18 protein-coding genes and 1 pseudogene are annotated in these 16,556 nt (G+C 72.2%); 8 read left to right on the top strand and 11 right to left on the bottom strand.

Annotated elements, in window-relative coordinates; genetic code table 11:
• Positions 1-24 precede the first annotated feature (24 nt).
• Together Pen02_RS41935 and Pen02_RS23555 are read right to left on the bottom strand one after the other, a co-directional pair.
• Positions 25-897, bottom strand: a complete 873-nt coding sequence (locus Pen02_RS41935; RefSeq protein ID WP_239141125.1) for a glycosyltransferase family 2 protein — start codon at positions 895-897, stop codon at positions 25-27.
• Positions 894-1,769, bottom strand: a complete 876-nt coding sequence (locus Pen02_RS23555) for a DUF6071 family protein (RefSeq protein WP_203868211.1) — start codon at positions 1,767-1,769, stop codon at positions 894-896. The genes Pen02_RS41935 and Pen02_RS23555 overlap by 4 nt, the downstream gene beginning before the upstream one ends.
• 214 nt (positions 1,770-1,983) lie before the next feature.
• Between Pen02_RS23555 and Pen02_RS23550 the strand changes: the two genes are divergently transcribed.
• The gene (locus Pen02_RS23550) at positions 1,984-3,216 is read left to right on the top strand and encodes a winged helix DNA-binding domain-containing protein (protein WP_203868210.1); all 1,233 of its coding nucleotides are present in this window, start codon (positions 1,984-1,986) and stop codon (positions 3,214-3,216) included.
• On the opposite strand, the gene Pen02_RS23545 is transcribed toward Pen02_RS23550, so the two are convergent.
• Positions 3,194-4,465, bottom strand: coding sequence for an MFS transporter (locus tag Pen02_RS23545; protein ID WP_203868209.1), 1,272 nt, complete (start codon positions 4,463-4,465; stop codon positions 3,194-3,196). The genes Pen02_RS23550 and Pen02_RS23545 overlap by 23 nt on opposite strands.
• Before the next feature lie 150 nt (positions 4,466-4,615).
• Positions 4,616-5,413 (bottom strand): TetR/AcrR family transcriptional regulator, encoded by a 798-nt coding sequence (locus Pen02_RS23540; protein ID WP_239141123.1) that lies wholly within the window; start codon positions 5,411-5,413, stop codon positions 4,616-4,618.
• Positions 5,414-5,502: 89 nt separating this feature from the next.
• Here Pen02_RS23540 and Pen02_RS23535 point away from each other — a divergent pair, with 89 nt between their 5' ends.
• The 3 genes from Pen02_RS23535 to Pen02_RS23525 all read left to right on the top strand — a co-directional run bounded on the left by Pen02_RS23535 (position 5,503) and on the right by Pen02_RS23525 (position 8,502).
• Entirely contained in the window at positions 5,503-6,483 is a 981-nt protein-coding gene (locus Pen02_RS23535; RefSeq protein WP_203868208.1) for an ATP-binding cassette domain-containing protein, read from the top strand.
• The gene (locus Pen02_RS23530; protein ID WP_307837727.1) at positions 6,480-7,313 is read left to right on the top strand and encodes an ABC transporter permease; all 834 of its coding nucleotides are present in this window, start codon (positions 6,480-6,482) and stop codon (positions 7,311-7,313) included. The genes Pen02_RS23535 and Pen02_RS23530 overlap by 4 nt, the downstream gene beginning before the upstream one ends.
• A gap of 346 nt (positions 7,314-7,659) precedes the next feature.
• Entirely contained in the window at positions 7,660-8,502 is an 843-nt protein-coding gene (locus tag Pen02_RS23525; protein ID WP_203868207.1) for an alpha/beta hydrolase, read from the top strand.
• A 106-nt stretch (positions 8,503-8,608) separates the two neighbouring features.
• Here the strand turns inward: Pen02_RS23525 and Pen02_RS23520 are convergent, their stop codons facing one another.
• The 5 genes and pseudogenes from Pen02_RS23520 to Pen02_RS23500 all read right to left on the bottom strand — a co-directional run bounded on the left by Pen02_RS23520 (position 8,609) and on the right by Pen02_RS23500 (position 12,969).
• Positions 8,609-8,887, bottom strand: coding sequence for a YciI family protein (locus tag Pen02_RS23520; RefSeq protein ID WP_203868206.1), 279 nt, complete (start codon positions 8,885-8,887; stop codon positions 8,609-8,611).
• A gap of 81 nt (positions 8,888-8,968) precedes the next feature.
• Entirely contained in the window at positions 8,969-9,892 is a 924-nt protein-coding gene (locus tag Pen02_RS23515) for a quinone oxidoreductase family protein (protein WP_203868205.1), read from the bottom strand.
• Positions 9,893-10,029: 137 nt separating this feature from the next.
• Entirely contained in the window at positions 10,030-10,752 is a 723-nt protein-coding gene (locus Pen02_RS23510; protein ID WP_203868204.1) for a methyltransferase domain-containing protein, read from the bottom strand.
• Between the two features lie 243 nt (positions 10,753-10,995).
• Positions 10,996-11,244 (bottom strand): annotated as a pseudogene (locus tag Pen02_RS23505) (hypothetical protein); the annotation flags it as partial.
• Positions 11,245-11,331: 87 nt separating this feature from the next.
• Complete coding sequence (locus Pen02_RS23500; protein ID WP_203868202.1) at positions 11,332-12,969, bottom strand: ABC-F family ATP-binding cassette domain-containing protein; 1,638 nt, start codon at positions 12,967-12,969, stop codon at positions 11,332-11,334.
• Positions 12,970-13,076: 107 nt separating this feature from the next.
• Between Pen02_RS23500 and Pen02_RS23495 the strand changes: the two genes are divergently transcribed.
• The 3 genes from Pen02_RS23495 to Pen02_RS23485 all read left to right on the top strand — a co-directional run bounded on the left by Pen02_RS23495 (position 13,077) and on the right by Pen02_RS23485 (position 14,765).
• On the top strand, positions 13,077-13,835 hold the full coding sequence (locus tag Pen02_RS23495) for an ROK family protein (protein WP_203868201.1): 759 nt from the start codon (positions 13,077-13,079) through the stop codon (positions 13,833-13,835).
• Between the two features lie 215 nt (positions 13,836-14,050).
• Positions 14,051-14,419, top strand: coding sequence for a tetratricopeptide repeat protein (locus Pen02_RS23490; protein WP_203860757.1), 369 nt, complete (start codon positions 14,051-14,053; stop codon positions 14,417-14,419).
• 91 nt (positions 14,420-14,510) lie between these two features.
• Entirely contained in the window at positions 14,511-14,765 is a 255-nt protein-coding gene (locus Pen02_RS23485; protein WP_101368268.1) for a Smr/MutS family protein, read from the top strand.
• On the opposite strand, the gene Pen02_RS23480 is transcribed toward Pen02_RS23485, so the two are convergent.
• Positions 14,752-15,330, bottom strand: coding sequence for an Ntn hydrolase family protein (locus Pen02_RS23480; RefSeq protein WP_203868200.1), 579 nt, complete (start codon positions 15,328-15,330; stop codon positions 14,752-14,754). The genes Pen02_RS23485 and Pen02_RS23480 overlap by 14 nt on opposite strands.
• An 89-nt stretch (positions 15,331-15,419) precedes the next feature.
• On the bottom strand, positions 15,420-15,854 hold the full coding sequence (locus Pen02_RS23475; protein WP_239141122.1) for a GNAT family N-acetyltransferase: 435 nt from the start codon (positions 15,852-15,854) through the stop codon (positions 15,420-15,422).
• A gap of 118 nt (positions 15,855-15,972) precedes the next feature.
• On the opposite strand from Pen02_RS23475, the gene Pen02_RS23470 reads away from it, so the two are divergent.
• The gene (locus Pen02_RS23470; protein WP_203868198.1) at positions 15,973-16,542 is read left to right on the top strand and encodes a dihydrofolate reductase family protein; all 570 of its coding nucleotides are present in this window, start codon (positions 15,973-15,975) and stop codon (positions 16,540-16,542) included.
• The last annotated feature ends 14 nt before the right edge of the window (positions 16,543-16,556 follow it).

Raw genomic sequence — 16,556 nt, 5'->3', positions numbered from 1 at the left:
GCGGGAGCCGGGTGGCCGGCCGGGTCAGGGGAAGACGACGCGTTGACGCAGGCTGCCGACGAGCCGGCCACAACGCATAGCGCACCGGGTCACCCAGACGGCCCGGGCCTTGCGGGACCGGACCAGGTCGGGCAGGTGGACGAGGAGCCAGCGCCACTCACGGGCGGCCGACCGGACCGAGCGGGGTAGCCCGGCGGCGGCGAAGTCCCGGTACAGCCGGGGGTGGCTCAGGCCGTACGAGTAGTACTGCCGGGCCATCTCCCGGAGCCGGCGACGCAGCCGGTAGTGCACCACGGCGTCGGGCAGCGCCCCGATCCGGTACCCGGCGAGTTGCGCCCGCCAGAAGAAGCTCACCTCGTCCGAGCCGTACGGGTAGGCCGGGTCGAAGCCGCCCAACTCCTCGAAGACGGCCCGGCGTACGCCGCAGTTGGCGCCGAGCGCGTACGGGAGGAAGTCGAATCCGCCCTGGAGCGAGCCGGCCGGCTTCTCGGGCCGGGTGGCCAGCGCGACGTCGTCGTTGAGCAGCCGCCGCTCCACATGTCCGCCGACGGCGGGGAACCGGGCGAGTCCGCGTACCATCTCGGCCACCCACTCCGGCGCGACCACGTCGTCCTGGTCGCAGAAGAGCAGCAACTCGCCCCGGCTCACCCGGCAGCCCTCGTTCCGGGCGTAGCTGGTGCCGGCCCGCAGCGCCGCCCGGTGCAGCCGGAGATCGGGCAGCCGGCCGGCGAAACCGGCGACGAGTTCGGCCGTACCGTCGGTGGAGCCGTTGTCGACCACGACGAGTTCCCAACGCCCGGGATAGGTCTGCCGGGACAGTGCCGCCAGTTGCGCGCCGATGGTGGCGACACCGTTGCGGGCCGGCATGATCACCGAGACCAGCCGTGCCGCACTCATCCGCCGCCCCGTCCGGTCACGCCGCTTCGTCCGGTCACGTCGTTGCTTCGTCCGGTCACGTCGCTTCCAGCGGTCTGGTCGGTCCGTCGGGTCTCGTTGCTTCCGCCGGTCAGGTCGTTCCGTTGGTTCAGTGGGAAGCGGAGCCGCTCGTCGCCGGCCAGCCAGTGCAGCATCGCGTCGGCGAAGTGCCGGTGTCCCTCGCGGAGCGGGTGGTCCCAGTCGCCGAACGGCACCCGGCCGAAGACCATCTCCCGGAAGGTCTCCTCCGGCCGGGGCGGCAGCCTGCCGAAGACCAGGTCGGCGCGGAGCGCGTGCATCACCGGTACCGCCTCGGCCGGGATCGGGTCGGGCAGGATCTCCCAGGCGAACGCGTACCGGCTCGGCACGCCGTGACCGGTGAGATGGTGCTCCAGCAGCAGCCAGTCCACGAAGAAGTTCACCGTCTCGCCGGTGGTGTTGAACAGGTGTCGCAGGTACGCCTTCGACGGCTTGTCCCCCTCGGCCGCCTTCCAGTCGGCCACCCGCTGCCAGTGCAGTTCCTCCGGCAGCGCCGGGCGTACTCCGAGGTCGGGGCGGACCGGTCCGTCCTCGATCCCGCCGTCGTAGTACTCGTTGCGGCTCAGTGCGGTCCACATGCCGACGAAGAGGATCTGGTCGTACCCGATTCCGTGTGCCGCCCGGATCGACTCCAGGTGCTGCACGGTGGTCCGGACGGCCCGCCGGTTGGAGCCGCCGTCGCAGGCCAGGTTGACCACGCCGATGCCCAGTTCCCGCCCGAGCACGGCTGGCCAGGCATCCCGGTCCGGCTCGGCCAACTCGGCGCCCCGGGCGAAGCTGCAACCGTTGACCACGAGCAGCCGGATCGTGCTCATGCGGCCGACCTCACCCCCGGTCCCCAGCTACATGGGAACGCTCCCACGCTACGACGAAGGTAAATATATCCAGTACCGTCGGGGTGGGCAACGCTGGTTCTACCGTTATCGGGGCTACGGGTAACGCTGCATCTGAAGGTCTCTGGTCAAGCCATGCCGGGCGCTGTCGGAGGGCGTCGATAGGCTCGGCCAAGGCAAAGCCATCAACCGGGGGATGACAGCGACCATGACAACGCTCGGCCGCCGGGCGCTCAACCGGGCGACCCTGCACCGGCAACTCCTGCTGAGCCGGTCGGACCGCACTCCGCTCGACGCGCTGACGCACCTGGTCGGGATGCAGGCCCAGACCGCACACACCTGGTACGTCGGCTTCTGGACCCGGCTGCGTGACTGCCGCCCCGAGGCGGTGGCGGAGCTGCTGACCGACCGGCGGGCAGTCCGGATCGCGCTGATGCGTTCGACCATCCACCTGGTCACCGCCGCCGACGCGCTGGCGCTGCGGCCCCTGCTGCAACCGGTGCTCGACCGAGGTCTGTCACAGGTCGCCGGCCGGCAGCTCACCGGGCTGTCCCGGGACGAGGTCGTCGTGGCCGGTCGTGGGGTGCTCGACGAGCGACCGCTCACTCTCGGGCAGCTCGGCGCGGCGCTGCGGCAGCGCTGGCCCGACCGGGATCCGGCCGCGCTGGGCCAGGCCGTCCGCACCTGGGTGCCGCTGGTCCAGGTGCCGCCCCGCGGCGTCTGGGGGCGCAGCGGTCCCGCCGCGCACCGCACCGTCGAGCACTGGCTCGGCGCCGTCCCGGCCGAGGACTCGCCGGTCGGCGCCGTGTCCTCCCAGGAGTCGCCGGTTGGCGCCGTGTCGTCAGAGGACTCGCCCGTCGGCGCTGTGCCGTCCCAAAACTCGCCGATCGGCGCCGTGCCGTCCCAGGACTCGCCGGTCGACGACCTCGTCCTCCGTTATCTCGGCGCCTTCGGGCCGGCGACCGTACGCGACGTGCAGGTCTGGTCCGGGCTGACCCGGCTCGCCGAGGTGCTGGAGCGGCTGCGCCCGAGGCTGGCCACCTTCCGCGACGAGAGCGGCGCCGAGCTGTTCGACCTGCCCGACGCCGTACGCCCCGATCCGCAGACCCCGGCGCCGCCCCGGTTCCTCTACGACTTCGACAACCTGCTGCTCTCGCACGCCGACCGGTCCCGGGTGGTCACCGACGAGTTCCGTTCCCGGTCCGTCGCCCGCAACGGCCAACTGCCCAGGGCACTCCTGCTCGACGGCTTCACCGCCGGGATCTGGACGACCGCCGTCGAGCGGGACCGCGCGATCCTCAGCGTCGAGTCGTTCGTCCGGCTGTCCGCAGTGGACACCGAGGCGCTGACCGCCGAGGGGACGGAGCTGCTCCTCTTCCTGGCCGGCGAGGAGTGCGTACCCGAGGTCAGGATCTCGGCTCCGGGGTGACCGGACGGGTCGGACGTTCCCGCTCGGAGCGGGGCCGGACCGCTCCGGCGGCGAGCGCGACGAAGAGCGCCAGCAGTGCCGGGATCGCCAGCGCGCGGGGCAGCCCGAACAGTTCGGCGACACCGCCGATCACCACCGGACCGACGAGGAAACCCAGGTAGCCCAGGCCGGCGACCCGGGCCAGCGCCCGGCCGGCCTGACGGGGATCACGGTTGCCGGCGGCCGAGAAGACCTGCGGCGCGATGCAGGACAGCCCGGCGCCGAGGCAACCGAACCCGACCAACCCGGCGACCGGGTGGTCGACGAGTAGGGCGCCGCCCAGCCCGAGGGCGGCGAGCACTCCGCAGCCGCGTACCAGGGCGACCGGCCCGAGGGCGGCGGCCAGTCGGTCGCCGACCAGCCGGCCTGCGGTCATCATGATCGAGAAGGCGGCGAACGCGGCGGCGGCGAAGCCCGGTCCGCTGCCCAGGCTGTCCCGGAGGTAGACCGTGCTCCAGTCGGCGGCGGCACCTTCGCCGACCAGGCAGCAGAACGCCAGTACGCCGAGGAAGAACACCCCGCCCGGACGACCGGCGGGCGGCTCGCCGGCCGGCCCGGCGGGCGAGGCTGCCGGCGGCTCCATGGACGGATCGGCGGGCGGGTCGGCGGGGTGTGCGGACACCGGGTGCCCGGGGGACGGCAGTGCCCAGCGGGCGGCCCAGCCGGCGGAGGCGACCGCGATCAGGGCGGTCGCCCAGAAGGTGACGGCGACGCTGGCATCGGCGCGGGCGAAGAGACCGCCGACCGCCGCACCGAGGAAGCCGCCGATGCTGTAGACCGCGTGGCAGGACGAGAGCATCGGTCGACCGCGCGCACGTTCGACCTCGACCGCGTTGGCGTTCATCGCGATGTTGAGGGTGCCGTGCACCGCGCCGAAGACGAAGAGCGCCAGGGTCAGCGTGGTCAGGGTGCCGGCGTACCCGGGCAGCAGCAGGCAGCCGCCCTCGGCGAAGGCCACCGGCAGCATCACCCGGGCACTGCCGTACCGGTCGACCAGGCGTCCGGTCAGTTGCATCCCGGTGATGGCGCCGGCGGCCAGCCCGAGCAGGCCCACGCTGAGCTGGCCGTCGGTCAGCCCCAGGCTCTCCTTCACCGCCGGGATCCGGGCCGTCCAGGTGCCGATCGCCATTCCGAAGAGCAGGAACAGCAACGACACCGCGACCCGGGCACGGCGCAGCGCGGCGGGGTCGTACGGGGACGGTGGCGGCACGGGTACCCCCAGCGGAAACCGAAGGAGTCTCAGCCAAGCACCGACGGGTCCGCCCGGCAAGCCCGCCCGCCGGGCCCGACGACTACCTTGCCCGCCTCCCGGCCCCGACGGTTACCCGCCCGCCCGCGCGGCTCCGGACGGAGGCGACGACTACCTACCCGCCCGGTTCCGGACGAACGCCTCGATCCCGTCCAGCATCCGTTGCAGGCCGAACTCGAACGAGCGGGTCGGGTCGTACGGGGCCTGGTACTCCTCGCCGGCCGCCGCGCCGACCCGGGCCGCCACCGGGTAGCGCTCGGGGTCGAACACCTGCGCCAGCAGGGGTTCGTAGCTCTGCCACCACTGTTCGGTGCTCATCCCGGTGCGCCGCTGCATCTGGGCGGTCTCCACGGCACCGCGTACCGCGCCGTGCACGTAGTCGGTGACCAGGCTGACCAGCAGGTCCATCTCGACCTCGGTCAGGCCCAGCCCGTCGACGGCGGAGAGTTCCCGGTCGTACTTCGCCAACAGGTTCGGGCCGAGCACCGGAACACTGGTCGCGACCTGGAGCAGCCACGGATGGCGGCGGTAGCGCTCGTAGCTCTCCCGGGCCAGTCGTTCGAGCCGGCCACGCCAGTCGCCGTCGCCATCAGCCACGCCGCCGTGCCCGTCGTGCCCGTCGTCGGCCTCGGCGGGCCGGGCGTGCACGGTGTCGAGCATCACGTCGACCAGCTCGGCCTTGCCCGGCACGTAGGTGTAGAGCGACATCGCGGTGACCCCGAGTTCGTCGGCGACCCGACGCATGGAGAGCCCGGCCAGCCCCTCGGCGTCGGCGATCCCGATCGCCGCCCGGACGATCCGGTCCACCGTGAGCTTGGGCTTCGGTCCCCGCCGGGGACGATCCGGTACGCCCCAGAGCAGTTCCATGCTCCGCTTCGGATCGCCGCTGCCGCTGTACTCCGTCGTCACCTCGTCATTCTCCCTGGCTTGAACTCCGTACAGCGTACGCTATAGTCTCCGGTCGGAACTCTATACGGTGTACGTGATTTGGGGTGGTCATGCACGGGACAGATCTGGCGATCCGCGCCGAAGGACTGCGTAAGCGGTACGGCGACCGGCACGCCCTGGACAGGCTCGACCTGAACGTGCCGACCGGCACCGTGCACGGCCTGCTCGGGCCGAACGGTGCCGGCAAGACGACGGCGGTACGCATCCTCACCACGCTGCTCCGGTTCGACGCCGGTCGCGCCGAGGTGGCCGGGTACGACGTCGCCCGCCAGCCCGAGCAGGTGCGCTACCGGATCGGGCTGGTCGGCCAGTACGCGGCGGTGGACGAGATCCTCTCCGGGCGGCAGAACCTGGCGATGTTCGGCCGGCTCTACCACCTGCCGGGTAGGGTCGCTGACCGGCGGGCGGACGAGCTGTTGCACCGGTTCGGGCTGGCGGACAGCGCCGACAAGCCGGTCGGGCGGTACTCGGGCGGGATGCGGCGCCGGCTCGACCTGGCCGCCGGGCTGATCCTGGCCCCGGCGGTGCTCTTCCTCGACGAGCCGACGACCGGGCTCGACCCGCGCGGCCGCAACGAGGTGTGGGCGGCGGTACGCGCACTGGTCGGCGCCGGCACGACGGTGCTGCTCACCACCCAGTATCTCGACGAGGCCGACCAACTCGCCGACCGGATCTCGGTGGTCGACGCCGGCCGGATCGTCGCCGACGGTACGCCGGACGCCCTGAAGAGCCGGCTCGGCGGCGACCGGATCGACGTCGTCCTGCACCGGGTCGACGACCTGCCGGAGGCCGCCACCCTGCTCGGCCGGATCACCGACGGCCCGGTCGTCCGCGACGACGATAACCGGCGGGTCAGTGCGCCGGTCGCCGACCGGATCGGCACCCTCACCGCGCTGGTACGCGGGCTCGACGAGCGGGGCGTCGCGGCCGAGAACATCGTGCTGCGCCGGCCGACCCTGGACGAGGTGTTCCTGCACCTCACGGACGCCGACCGCGAGTCCGACGAGCGCGACCGGGAGGTGGCACGGTGACCGCGACGACGACGATCCCGCCCGTACCCGGGCAGCCGGCGGACCGGCTGCGCTGGGCGGTCGTGGACAGTTGGACGATCACCCGCCGTGAGCTGGCCCACTGGATCCGCCAACCGGTGCAGATCGTCCTCGGACTGCTCTTCCCGATCATGGTGGTTCTGATGTTCGGCTACCTGTTCGGCGGCGGGATGGCAGTGCCCGGCGGTGGCGACTACCGGGAGTTCCTGATGCCGGGCATGTACGCCATGACCATGCTCTTCGGCATCGAGGCCAGCTACGCCGCGGTCGCCACCGACGCCTCCCGGGGGATCACCGACCGGTTCCGGGCGATGCCGATGGCCGGCTCGGCGGTGGTGGTCGGTCGCAGCGTCGCCGACCTGCTGCACGCGGCGCTCGGGCTGGCGGTGATGGTCGGCTGCGGACTCGCGGTCGGCTGGCGGTGGCACGGCGGCCTCACCGCCGCGTTGGCCGGGTTCGGGCTGCTCCTGCTGCTCCGGTTCGCCGTGCTCTGGATCGGTATCTACCTCGCCCTGCTGCTGCGCAACCCGGAGGCGCTGGTCGCGTTGCAGATCCTGGTCTGGCCGGTGCTGTTCCTCTCCAACGCCCTCGTCTCGCCCGAGACCATGCCGGGCTGGCTCGGCGTGCTGGCAGAGCTGAACCCGCTCTCCGCGACGGTTTCCGCCACCCGGGATCTCTTCGACAACCCGGGCTGGGGCGGCGGCTCCTGGCTCGGCCGGTACGCCGTGCCGCTGGCGCTGGGCTGGCCGATCCTGCTGACCGCGATCTTCCTCCCGCTCTCGGTACGCCTGTACCGGCGACTCGACCGCTGACCCCCACGCCTGCCGGCCGTCGTCTCCGCACTCGTGAGCAGGGGTACGGCCGGCCGGGCGGACCGGGGCTGGTGTGACCAGGGGGTACGGTCGGGCGGGGCGGGTTCACCACCGCCGAGGCGGGCGGAGCGTGGCGGGGCCGGGCGGCGGTGGCCCGGGTTGGGGCAGTCGGTCAGGGGTATCCCGGCAGTGGCGGCGCGGCCACGGTGCCCGGAGCGGTCGGCACCGGAAGCACGGCCGGCCGGAAAAGGACGGCACGCCCGGAATCGGTAGCGGACGGCATGCCCGGAAGGGACACAGGGCCGTCATCTCGTCGACCGGGCCCGACACGCCGGAAGAGGACGACATGCCCCTGCTGCCCACTGAACCGACCCGACCCGACACCGTCGTGCTGATCCACGGCCTGTGGCTGACCTCCCGGAGTTGGGAGCACTGGGCCGACCGGTACCGGAGTGCCGGGTTCCAGGTGCTGACCCCCGCCTGGCCCGGGATGGACGCCGACGTCGATACGTTGCGGCAGAACTCCGCGCCGATCGCCGAGCTGACCATCGGTGAGATCGTCGACCACTACGAGCGGATCGTCCGAGACCTGCCCGGTCCGCCGATCATCATGGGCCACTCGTTCGGCGGCGCGTTCGCGCAGATGCTGCTGGACCGGGGACTCGGCGCGGCCTGTGTCGGGATCGACTCGGCCCCGATCAGGGGAGTCACCCGGCTGCCGCTGTCGACCCTGCGGGCCAGCCTGCCGGTACTGCGCAATCCGGCGAACCGGCACCGGGCCGTACCGCTGAGCCTGGACGAGTTCCACTACGCCTTCACGAACACCATGTCCCGGTCCGAGGCCGAGCAGGTCTACCGGCGCTATCACGTACCCGCCGCCGGGAATGTGCTGTTCGACGCGGCGCTGGCGAACCTGAACCCCCGTACCGCGCTGCGGGTGGACTTCGGCAACGAGCGGCGGGCGCCGCTGCTGCTGATCGCCGGGGGCGCCGACCACGTGGTACCCCCGTCGGTGACCAGGGCGACCGCCGGCCGCTACCGCAAGTCGACCGCGGTCACCGGCTACAAGGAGTTTCCGGGCCGGCCGCACTACACGGTGGGCCAGCCCGGCTGGGAGGAGGTCGCCGACTACGCCCTCAACTGGGCCGTACAGGCGGCGCAGTCCGCCCAGCCGCAACCCCGCCACTAGCCAGCGACCGGAACGGCTCGGCTACCGAGACTCGGCTCCCGAACGGCTCGGCCGCCGGGACTCGGCCACCGGGAGTCGGCTCGGCTATCGGGGCGGCGGCGTGGCGCTACCGGGGCGGCGGCGTGCGGCCGACCACCGGTTTCCAGGGCCGTAGCGCCACCACGCTCACCCCGGTTGTCGAGTAGTAGGGGTCGGCGTCCAGAGCCTCCCGTACCGTCGGCTCGTCGGCGTCGAAGAGCAGCAGGGCGCCCGAGTCGTCCTCCCAGGGTCCGGCCGCCACCAGCCGGCCGTCGGCGTGCAGCCCGGCCAGCAACTCCCGATGGGCCGGTCGAGCCGCCAGCCTGGCGGTGGGGTCACCGGTGAAGCGAAGTTCCACAACGATCATGTGACGACCCTACGACCACCGGCCGGGCCGGTGGGGTAACCGCCGACACACCCGGCGCGGTAACCCCGATACACACAAATGTCAGGCGACCGCGATGGCGAGCTTGCCGACGGTACCGCTGTTGTTGAAGTCGGCGAACGCCTGCGGGACCTCGTCCAGCAGGTAGGTGCGGGCGATGGACGGGCGCAGCCGGTCGGCGGCGACCTCGGTGGCGAGGTGGTCGAGCACGATCCGGTCCGCGATCGCGTCGATCGGGGTGACGCTCAGTGCCCGGTCGCCGAGCTGCTCGGAGTCCACGCCGAGAGTGGAGGAGAACCGGCCGCCGGGAGTCACCAGGTCGGCGACCGACTCCGGATCACCGGCCAGGTGGACGGCGCTGTCCACCCCGTCCGGTGCGAGCTGCCGAACCTGTGCGGCCAGGTCGCCCCGGTGGTCCACGGTGTGCGCGGCGCCGAGTTCGTACAGCAGGTCGGCCTGCGGTCCGGCCTCGGCGGTGGCGATCACGGTGGCGCCGCGCGCGGCGGCGAGCTGTACGGCGTAGTGGCCGACCCCGCCGGTCGCCCCGGAGATCAGCAGCGTCTCGCCGTGCACCGGCGCGACCGCGTCCACGGTGGCCAGCGCGGCGACCCCGGCCAGCCCGAGTACCCCGGCAGCCCGGTAGTCGAGCCCGGCCGGCAGCGGCGCGAGGCCGATCTCCTCCGGTACGACGACGTACTCGCCGAACGAGCCGTCGCCGAGTCCCGGCTTGGACACCACGCCGAAGACCTTCTCGCCGGGCATGAACCCGCTGACGCCCGGCCCGACCTCGGTGACGATGCCGGCGAAGTCGCGGCCGAGGATCACCGGGTACTGGTGCTCGATCCCGCCCTTCAGGAAGCCTCCGGCGAGCTTGGCGTCGAACCCGTTCAGGGACGACGCCTGCACCTCGATCTTCACCTCGCCGTCACCGGGCGTCGGCTCCGGCATCTCCCGGACCTCCGGCATCGCCCCAAACGACTCAGACATGACGGCACGCATCTACCGGCCCTCCCCGAACGCTCGCCCGATCCGACACCGGTCCATTCCCGCCGGACCCCGCTACATGCCTGCCGGCCCCGCAGTGGCGGCACCTGCCGACCTGAACACGGTGAGAACGGGTCGGTTCAGTCGAAGAACCGGGCCAGGTGGCCGGGGTCCGGGCCGGGCTCGTCGGCGTCGAGCGGGGTCAGGTCGGCGAAGACCGACGCGCCGTCGCAGCCGGTGTGCAGCGGATACCACCGGGGCGCACCCGGATGGCGGTCGCACATGTGCTTGAACGTCTGCACGTCCAGCAGGCGTACGTGGGTCGGGTCGGCGACCGCGTTCACGTGCCCCCACCAGGGGCTCATCACGTGTAGTACGCCGCCGGGCCGGAGTACCCGGTGGCACTCGTCGACCAGGGTCAGGAAGTCGATCAGGTGCTCCAGGATGTGCACCGTGAAGATCACGTCGACCGAGTCGCCGGCCAGCGGCAACGGGCCGGAGAGGTCGGCCTGGGCGTCCACCCCCGGCGCCATCCGCAGGTCGAGCCCGAGGTTGCCGGGGTACTGCTTGGCGGCGCCACAGCCGAGATCCATCACCACCGGCTCCCGGCCGGCCACCCGTACCGTGGACCAGACCGCCAGTACGCCGTCCAGCCGGCCGACGAGTCGGCGTACCAGTGCCAGTTCGTCCCGGTCGGCGACCTCGCCGGTCAGGTGGGCGACGCCCCGGTCGAACCGTGCCTGCACCGCCGTGCCGCGCAACCGGTCGTCGTGCTCGACGAGATCGGCGTACGCCGTGCCGAGGAACCCGTCGATCGCCCGCAACCGTTCGCCGGAGGGCGCCCTGTGCAGTTGCGCGACCATCACCACCTCCCGGCCGGGGCTACCCGGAATCGTCCGGTCTACGCCTCGCCCCGCCGGGCCGGAGGCCGCCGGGCCGGAAGGGCACCGGGTCGGAAGGGCACCGGGTCGGAAGGGCACCGGGTCGGAAGGCGCCAGGTCGGGAGGTGGCCGTGCGGTCCCCGGGTCCGGGGGGCGTCAGCCGGTGGGTGCCCGCCGGCCGGCACGGCCCAGGTTGCGCAGCCTCGGCCGGGGCGCGACCGCCCGCAGCACCCGTTTCATGTGGTAGCGGTGCAGTTCGGCGCTGCCCTGCATGTTGCCGTCCTCGGTCACCGAGACGAGTTCCCAACCATCGGTACCGGCCCGGTTGAGGTGGGCGAGCGCGGTGTCCCCGTACGGAGACACGTCGAGCACGGCGCCGTCCGGGCCGTACCAGGTGTAGACGAGTTCCCAGCCGGTCTCGTCGATCCGGGGTTGGCGCCGGCGCACCAACAGGGCGTACTCCCATCTGAGCATGGCGTAGTTATTGCCCAGCAGGACGACGGAGGAAACGGCCGTCGATGCGGGGAGGAAGCGGCCGTCGACGCGGGCGGCGGAGCAGGATCAGGACTCGGTGACCCGGCCGCCGTCGACCCGGACGTGCCGGGTCGCCCGGAGCGTCTCCAGCATCCGGCGGTCGTGCGTGACCAGCAGCAACGTTCCGGGGTACGACTCCAGGGCCGATTCGAGCTGCTCGATCGCGGGCAGGTCGAGGTGATTGGTCGGCTCGTCCAGGACCAGCAGGTTGACGCCCCGCCCCTGGAGCAGGGCCAGCGCCGCCCGGGTCCGCTCGCCCGGCGAGAGGCTGTCTGCGGGCCGCAGTACGTGTGCCGCACGCAGCCCGAACTTGGCGAGCAGGGTACGCACGTCGGCCGGCGCCAGTTCCGGTACGGCGGCGCCGAAGGCGTCCAGCAGGGGCTGGCCGCCGACGAAGAGTCCCCGGGCCTGGTCGACCTCGCCGACCACGACGCCGGGGCCGAGCGAGGCGTGCCCGGCGTCCAGCGGCAGCCGGCCGAGCAGGGCCGCCAGCAGCGTCGACTTGCCCGAGCCGTTGGCACCGGTGATCACCACCCGGTCCGCCCAGTCCACCTGGAGGTCGACCGGGCCGAGGGTGAAGTCGCCGCGCCGGACGACCGCGCCGCGCAGCGCCGCCACGATCGCACCGGCCCGGGGCGCGGCGGCGATCTCCATCTTGAGCTGCCATTCCTTGCGCGGCTCCTCGACCACCTCCAGCCGCTCGATCAGCCGTTCGGTCTGCCGGGCCTTGGCCGCCTGCTTCTCGGTCGCCTCGGCCCGGAACTTCCGGCCGATCTTGTCGTTGTCGGTCGCCTTCCGGCGGGCGTTCTTGACGCCCTTCTCCATCCAGGCCCGCTGGGACCGGGCACGGGCCTCCAACGAGGCCCGGGTGTCGGCGTACTCCTCGTAGTCGGCGCGGGCGTGCCGGCGGGCCACCTCGCGTTCCTCCAGGTAGGCGGCGTAACCACCGCCGTACTGTCGGACCTGCTGCTGGTGCAGGTCGAGTTCGAGGACCCGGGTCACCGTCCGGGTCAGGAACTCGCGGTCGTGGCTGACCAGGACGGTGCCGGCACGCAGCCCGGTGACGAACTCCTCCAGCCGGTCCAGCCCGGCCAGGTCGAGATCGTTCGTCGGCTCGTCCAGCAGGAAGATGTCGTATCGGCTGAGCAGCAGCGACGCCAGCCCGGCCCGGGCCGCCTGGCCGCCGGAGAGCGCCGTCATCGGCTGCGCCAGGTCGACCGCCAGCCCGAGTTCGGCGGCGACCTGCTCGGCCCGCTCGTCCAGGTCGGCGCCGCCGAGGCCGAGCCAACGTTCCAACGCGGTCGCGTACCGGTCGTCGGCTCCGGCGGCGCCGTCGGTCAGCGCCTCGGTCGCCGCGTCGAGTTCGGCCTGCGCGGCGGTCACCCCGGTCCGCCGGCCGAGGAACTCCCGGACCGTCTCGCCGGGCCGCCGGTCCGGCTCCTGCGGCAGGTGGCCGACGGTCGCCGAGGGCGGGTTGAGCGCCAGGGTGCCGTGTTCGAGCGGCTGCCGGCCGGCCAGGGTACGCAGCAGCGTGGACTTGCCGGCGCCGTTGACCCCGACCACCCCGATCACGTCACCGGGGGCGACGACGAGTTCGAGGTCGGCGAAGAGCACCCGGTCGCCGTGTCCGGCGGCGAGGTCCTTGGCGATCAGTGTGGCGCTCATGAGACCTCAGATGCTATCCGGCCGTGAGGGCGTACTGTCCGGCCTGTCGAGGTGCGGTGTCCCGCCACCGGGGTACGGCCGGTCGGCGGAGGAGCACACTGATCCCTGTGATGACCACGTTGGCGGTCGACTGCGGTGGCGGCGGGATCAAGGCGTCCGTACTCGACGACGCCGGCACGATGCGGACCCGGCCGCTGCGGGTGCCGACCCCGTACCCGTTGCCGACCGCGCTCTTCGTCAAGACGCTGCTGGATCTCGGCGGCCGGCTGCCGGCGGCCGACCGGGTCACCGTCGGGATGCCCGGCATGCTCCGGCACGGCGTCGTGGTGGCCACCCCGCACTACGTCACCCGGGCCGGGCCGCGCACCAAGCCGGACCCGGACCTGGTCGCCGAGTGGTCGGGTTTCGACGTGCGCAGCGCGCTCACCGACGCGTTCGGCATGCCGACGCTGGTGCTGAACGACGCCGAGGTGCACGGCGCCGGTGTGGTCGCCGGGACCGGACTGGAGCTGGTGCTCACCCTCGGCACCGGGCTCGGCTGCGCGCTCTTCGACGGCGGCCTGCTCGCCCCGCACCTGGAACTGTCCCAGGCTCCGGTCCGGTGGGGGATGAGCTACGACACCTACATCGGCGAGCACGAGCGGCGCCGGCTCGGGGACGCCTTCTGGTCGCGTCGGGTCCAGGGAGTGGTGGAGGGGCTGCGCCCGGTCTTCCTCTGGGACCGGCTCTACCTGGGCGGCGGAAACTCGCGGCTGGTCCGGCCGGAGCAGGTGACCCGGATGGGCGACGACGTGGTGGTGGTGCCGAACAGCGCCGGCATCCTCGGCGGGGTACGCGCCTGGGAGCTGCGCTCCGGTCGGACCTGACCGGGTCCGCCCACCTGGCCCGCCGCCGCCCGCCCATCCGACAGACCTGGACACCGGAGGCGTTACCCGGCGGCGGTAGCGCACCTGGTGTCCAGGTCGACGGCAGGCCACGCCCTTCCGCACCGTCGTGATCTCGTCGGTCGGAACAGTCGCGCTGCTGGCGGTGTTGTGTCAGCGTCGGGGGGAAGTAGTCGCGATACGAGGAGGTGGGTCTAGTGGATCTTCTGGCCGAGTACCGGCGGGCGACCATGTACTTCGAGACCGGGGACCCGTCCGGAGCTGCCCGGTTGTTGGAGCCCATCGTCGAGGCCGAGCCCGACAACGCCTCCGTACGGCAGTTGCTGGCCCGTGCGTACTTCCAGTCGGCCCAGCTCGCCCGGGCCGAGGAGCACCTGCGCACACTGGTACAACGCGACCCGAGCGACCACTACGCGCACCATGTCCTCGGTCGCACCCTGGAGCGGGTCGGCCGCCCCGAGGAAGCCCTCCGGCACCTCCGGATCGCCGCCGCGATGTACGCGGAGAACGACGACTACCGGATCGCGCTGGAGCGCGTCGAGACCCGGGTCGGCGGCCGACGGTGACCCGCCGGAGCGGCGCGCCGGCCGTCGGCACCGCCCGGCCGGTGCGCCTACCATCGGGTGCCATGGACGCTGCCCGGCCGGGGACCCGCCGATGAAGCTCAAGCTCGACCTGCACGACATCTTCAACAAGGGCCACGACATCGACCGGGCACTGCGCGGGATCATGGACGAGGCGGTGGCCAAGAAGGCCACCATGGTCGAGATCATCCCGGGCAAGGGGTCGGGGCAGCTCAAGAAGCGGGTGCTCCGCTTCCTCGACCAGAAGGAGATCAAGCAGCTCTACCACCGGGTCGAGAAGGACTCCAAGAACTTCGGCCGGCTCTTCGTCCACTTCAGATGGAAGTAGCAGGCGTTTTCCGTCCGTCGGAGTCGAACCGGCGCGCCTTCTTGACCAGGAACGGTCCCCGGACACCCGCGCTGAACCGCTCCGCCGCCTCCAGGGCGATGGTGACCCGCTGCTTCGGCGGCATCGAGGTACGCGCGGTCGCGAACAGCGCTCCGAGGGCGATCTCGCTGCCGCAGCCGACCGCCGCGTACCCGTCCGCGCTCGCTCCCACCTGGTAGTCGTCCTCGACGGTGAAGAGCCGGCCGCGCACACCGACCAGGAACGTCCCGCCCTCCTCCCGGTCGTTGTCCCTCTTCGCCCAGCCGCCCTCCTTCAGACACTCGCGTACGGCGTTGACGAAGGTCGTCGCCATGAACCGGTCGAGGTTGCCGGCAGGAGTGGGCGCGACGAGGGCGTATCGGATGAGCTGTCCCATCCGGAACGAGGTGGTGAACCCGAACACGTACGGGCCGATCCGGAAGACCTTGGCGTCGGCGCGGACCGTCATCGAGTACCCGGAGACGCCGGCGGAGTCGCCGCCGATGTAGACGACTCCATCGTGGACCAGCCCGACGATCGCGGTCACGGCAACTCCTCATGGCAACGGGTCGTACCCGTTCAGGATGCCGCCCCGAACGCGAAAGGTCATCGCCTCTCGGAGTCGGAAGAGTGATGTTACGGCTGGGCCGGCAGTGGCTTGACCCAGCGCGACCACTCGGCCTGCGGCTCGTACCCCAGCGCCCGCCACGCCCGCTGGCCCAACCCGTTGTCGTCGAGCACCATCGCGTCGACCCGGATTCCGCCGAGCTGCCGGAACCGTTCCTCGGCCGCCTCCACCAGCAACCGTCCGACCCCCAGCCCCCGGCACTCCGGCGCCACCGCCAGCCGGTAGAGGTGGCACCGCCAGCCGTCCCAGCCGGCGATCACCGAGCCCACCGGCACCGAGTCCCGTACGGCGAGGATCAGCGCCTCGGGGTCGCGCGCGACCAGCCCGGCAACGGCCCGTGCCGTGTCGACGGGCCGGTGCGCGTCCTCGGCCGCCCTCCGCCACAGGTCGAGTACGGCCGGAACGTCGCCGGCATCCGCCGTCCGCAGGGTCACGTCAGCCACGGCTAGCACCGTAGGCCCGGCGGAAGGAAACCGTAAGGGGTTTCCAGCAGAGTGGGTTCATCAGGCGGGCGGCATCGGGGAGCGCCGGCAGGGGACCAGCACAGAGGAGCAGAGACCAATGCGAAAGCTCATCGAGTCGACCTTCGTCTCGTTGGACGGGATCATCGACGACACCCGCCCGTCCACCGCGTCCCGGGCCGAACCGCAGCACTGGGGCCAGCCGTACTGGGACGCCGACCACGCCGGCTACGCCGAGAAGCTGATGAACTCGGCGGACGCCCTGCTGCTGGGCCGGGTGACGTACCAGGGTTTCGCCGAGGCGTGGTCGTCCCGGGCCGGCGATCCCGGCGCCGACGCGATGAACGCGATGCCGAAGTACGTCGCCTCGCGCACGCTCACCGAGACGACCTGGAACGCCAGTCTGATCAAGGGTGACGTGGCCGAGGAGGTCGCCCGGCTGAAGGAGCAGCCGGGCCGGAACATCCTGAAGTGGGGCACCGGCGAGTTGGACCGCACCCTGGTGCAGCACGGCCTGGTCGACGAGTTCCACTTCTGGTACTTCCCGGTCGTCGTCGGCGCCGGCAAGCACCTGTTCGAGGGCGCCGGGTTCGACACCACCCATCTGAGGCTGGCCGACGTCGACCGGTTCGACTCCGGCATCGTCGTGCACGTCTACGTACCCAAGTAGGCCCGGCAGCCCGT

The sequence above is a fragment of the Plantactinospora endophytica genome (assembly GCF_016862915.1).
Taxonomy (GTDB): domain Bacteria; phylum Actinomycetota; class Actinomycetes; order Mycobacteriales; family Micromonosporaceae; genus Plantactinospora; species Plantactinospora endophytica.
Note: the sequence above shows the minus strand (reverse complement) of the source record. Positions and strands in the feature narration are given on the sequence as shown.

What these genes read in the sequence shown, in the direction of transcription:
- Pen02_RS23525 (WP_203868207.1), top strand. Translation starts at nt 7,660, where the DNA reads ATGCCCCTGCTGCCCACTGAACCGACCCGACCCGACACCGTCGTGCTG.
- Pen02_RS23485 (WP_101368268.1), top strand. Translation starts at nt 14,511, where the DNA reads ATGAAGCTCAAGCTCGACCTGCACGACATCTTCAACAAGGGCCACGAC.
- Pen02_RS23500 (WP_203868202.1), bottom strand. Translation starts at nt 12,969, where the DNA reads ATGAGCGCCACACTGATCGCCAAGGACCTCGCCGCCGGACACGGCGAC.
- Pen02_RS23550 (WP_203868210.1), top strand. Translation starts at nt 1,984, where the DNA reads ATGACAGCGACCATGACAACGCTCGGCCGCCGGGCGCTCAACCGGGCG.
- Pen02_RS23520 (WP_203868206.1), bottom strand. Translation starts at nt 8,887, where the DNA reads ATGATCGTTGTGGAACTTCGCTTCACCGGTGACCCCACCGCCAGGCTG.
- Pen02_RS23470 (WP_203868198.1), top strand. Translation starts at nt 15,973, where the DNA reads ATGCGAAAGCTCATCGAGTCGACCTTCGTCTCGTTGGACGGGATCATC.
- Pen02_RS23555 (WP_203868211.1), bottom strand. Translation starts at nt 1,769, where the DNA reads ATGAGCACGATCCGGCTGCTCGTGGTCAACGGTTGCAGCTTCGCCCGG.
- Pen02_RS23510 (WP_203868204.1), bottom strand. Translation starts at nt 10,752, where the DNA reads ATGGTCGCGCAACTGCACAGGGCGCCCTCCGGCGAACGGTTGCGGGCG.
- Pen02_RS41935 (WP_239141125.1), bottom strand. Translation starts at nt 897, where the DNA reads ATGAGTGCGGCACGGCTGGTCTCGGTGATCATGCCGGCCCGCAACGGT.
- Pen02_RS23535 (WP_203868208.1), top strand. Translation starts at nt 5,503, where the DNA reads ATGCACGGGACAGATCTGGCGATCCGCGCCGAAGGACTGCGTAAGCGG.
- Pen02_RS23515 (WP_203868205.1), bottom strand. Translation starts at nt 9,892, where the DNA reads ATGTCTGAGTCGTTTGGGGCGATGCCGGAGGTCCGGGAGATGCCGGAG.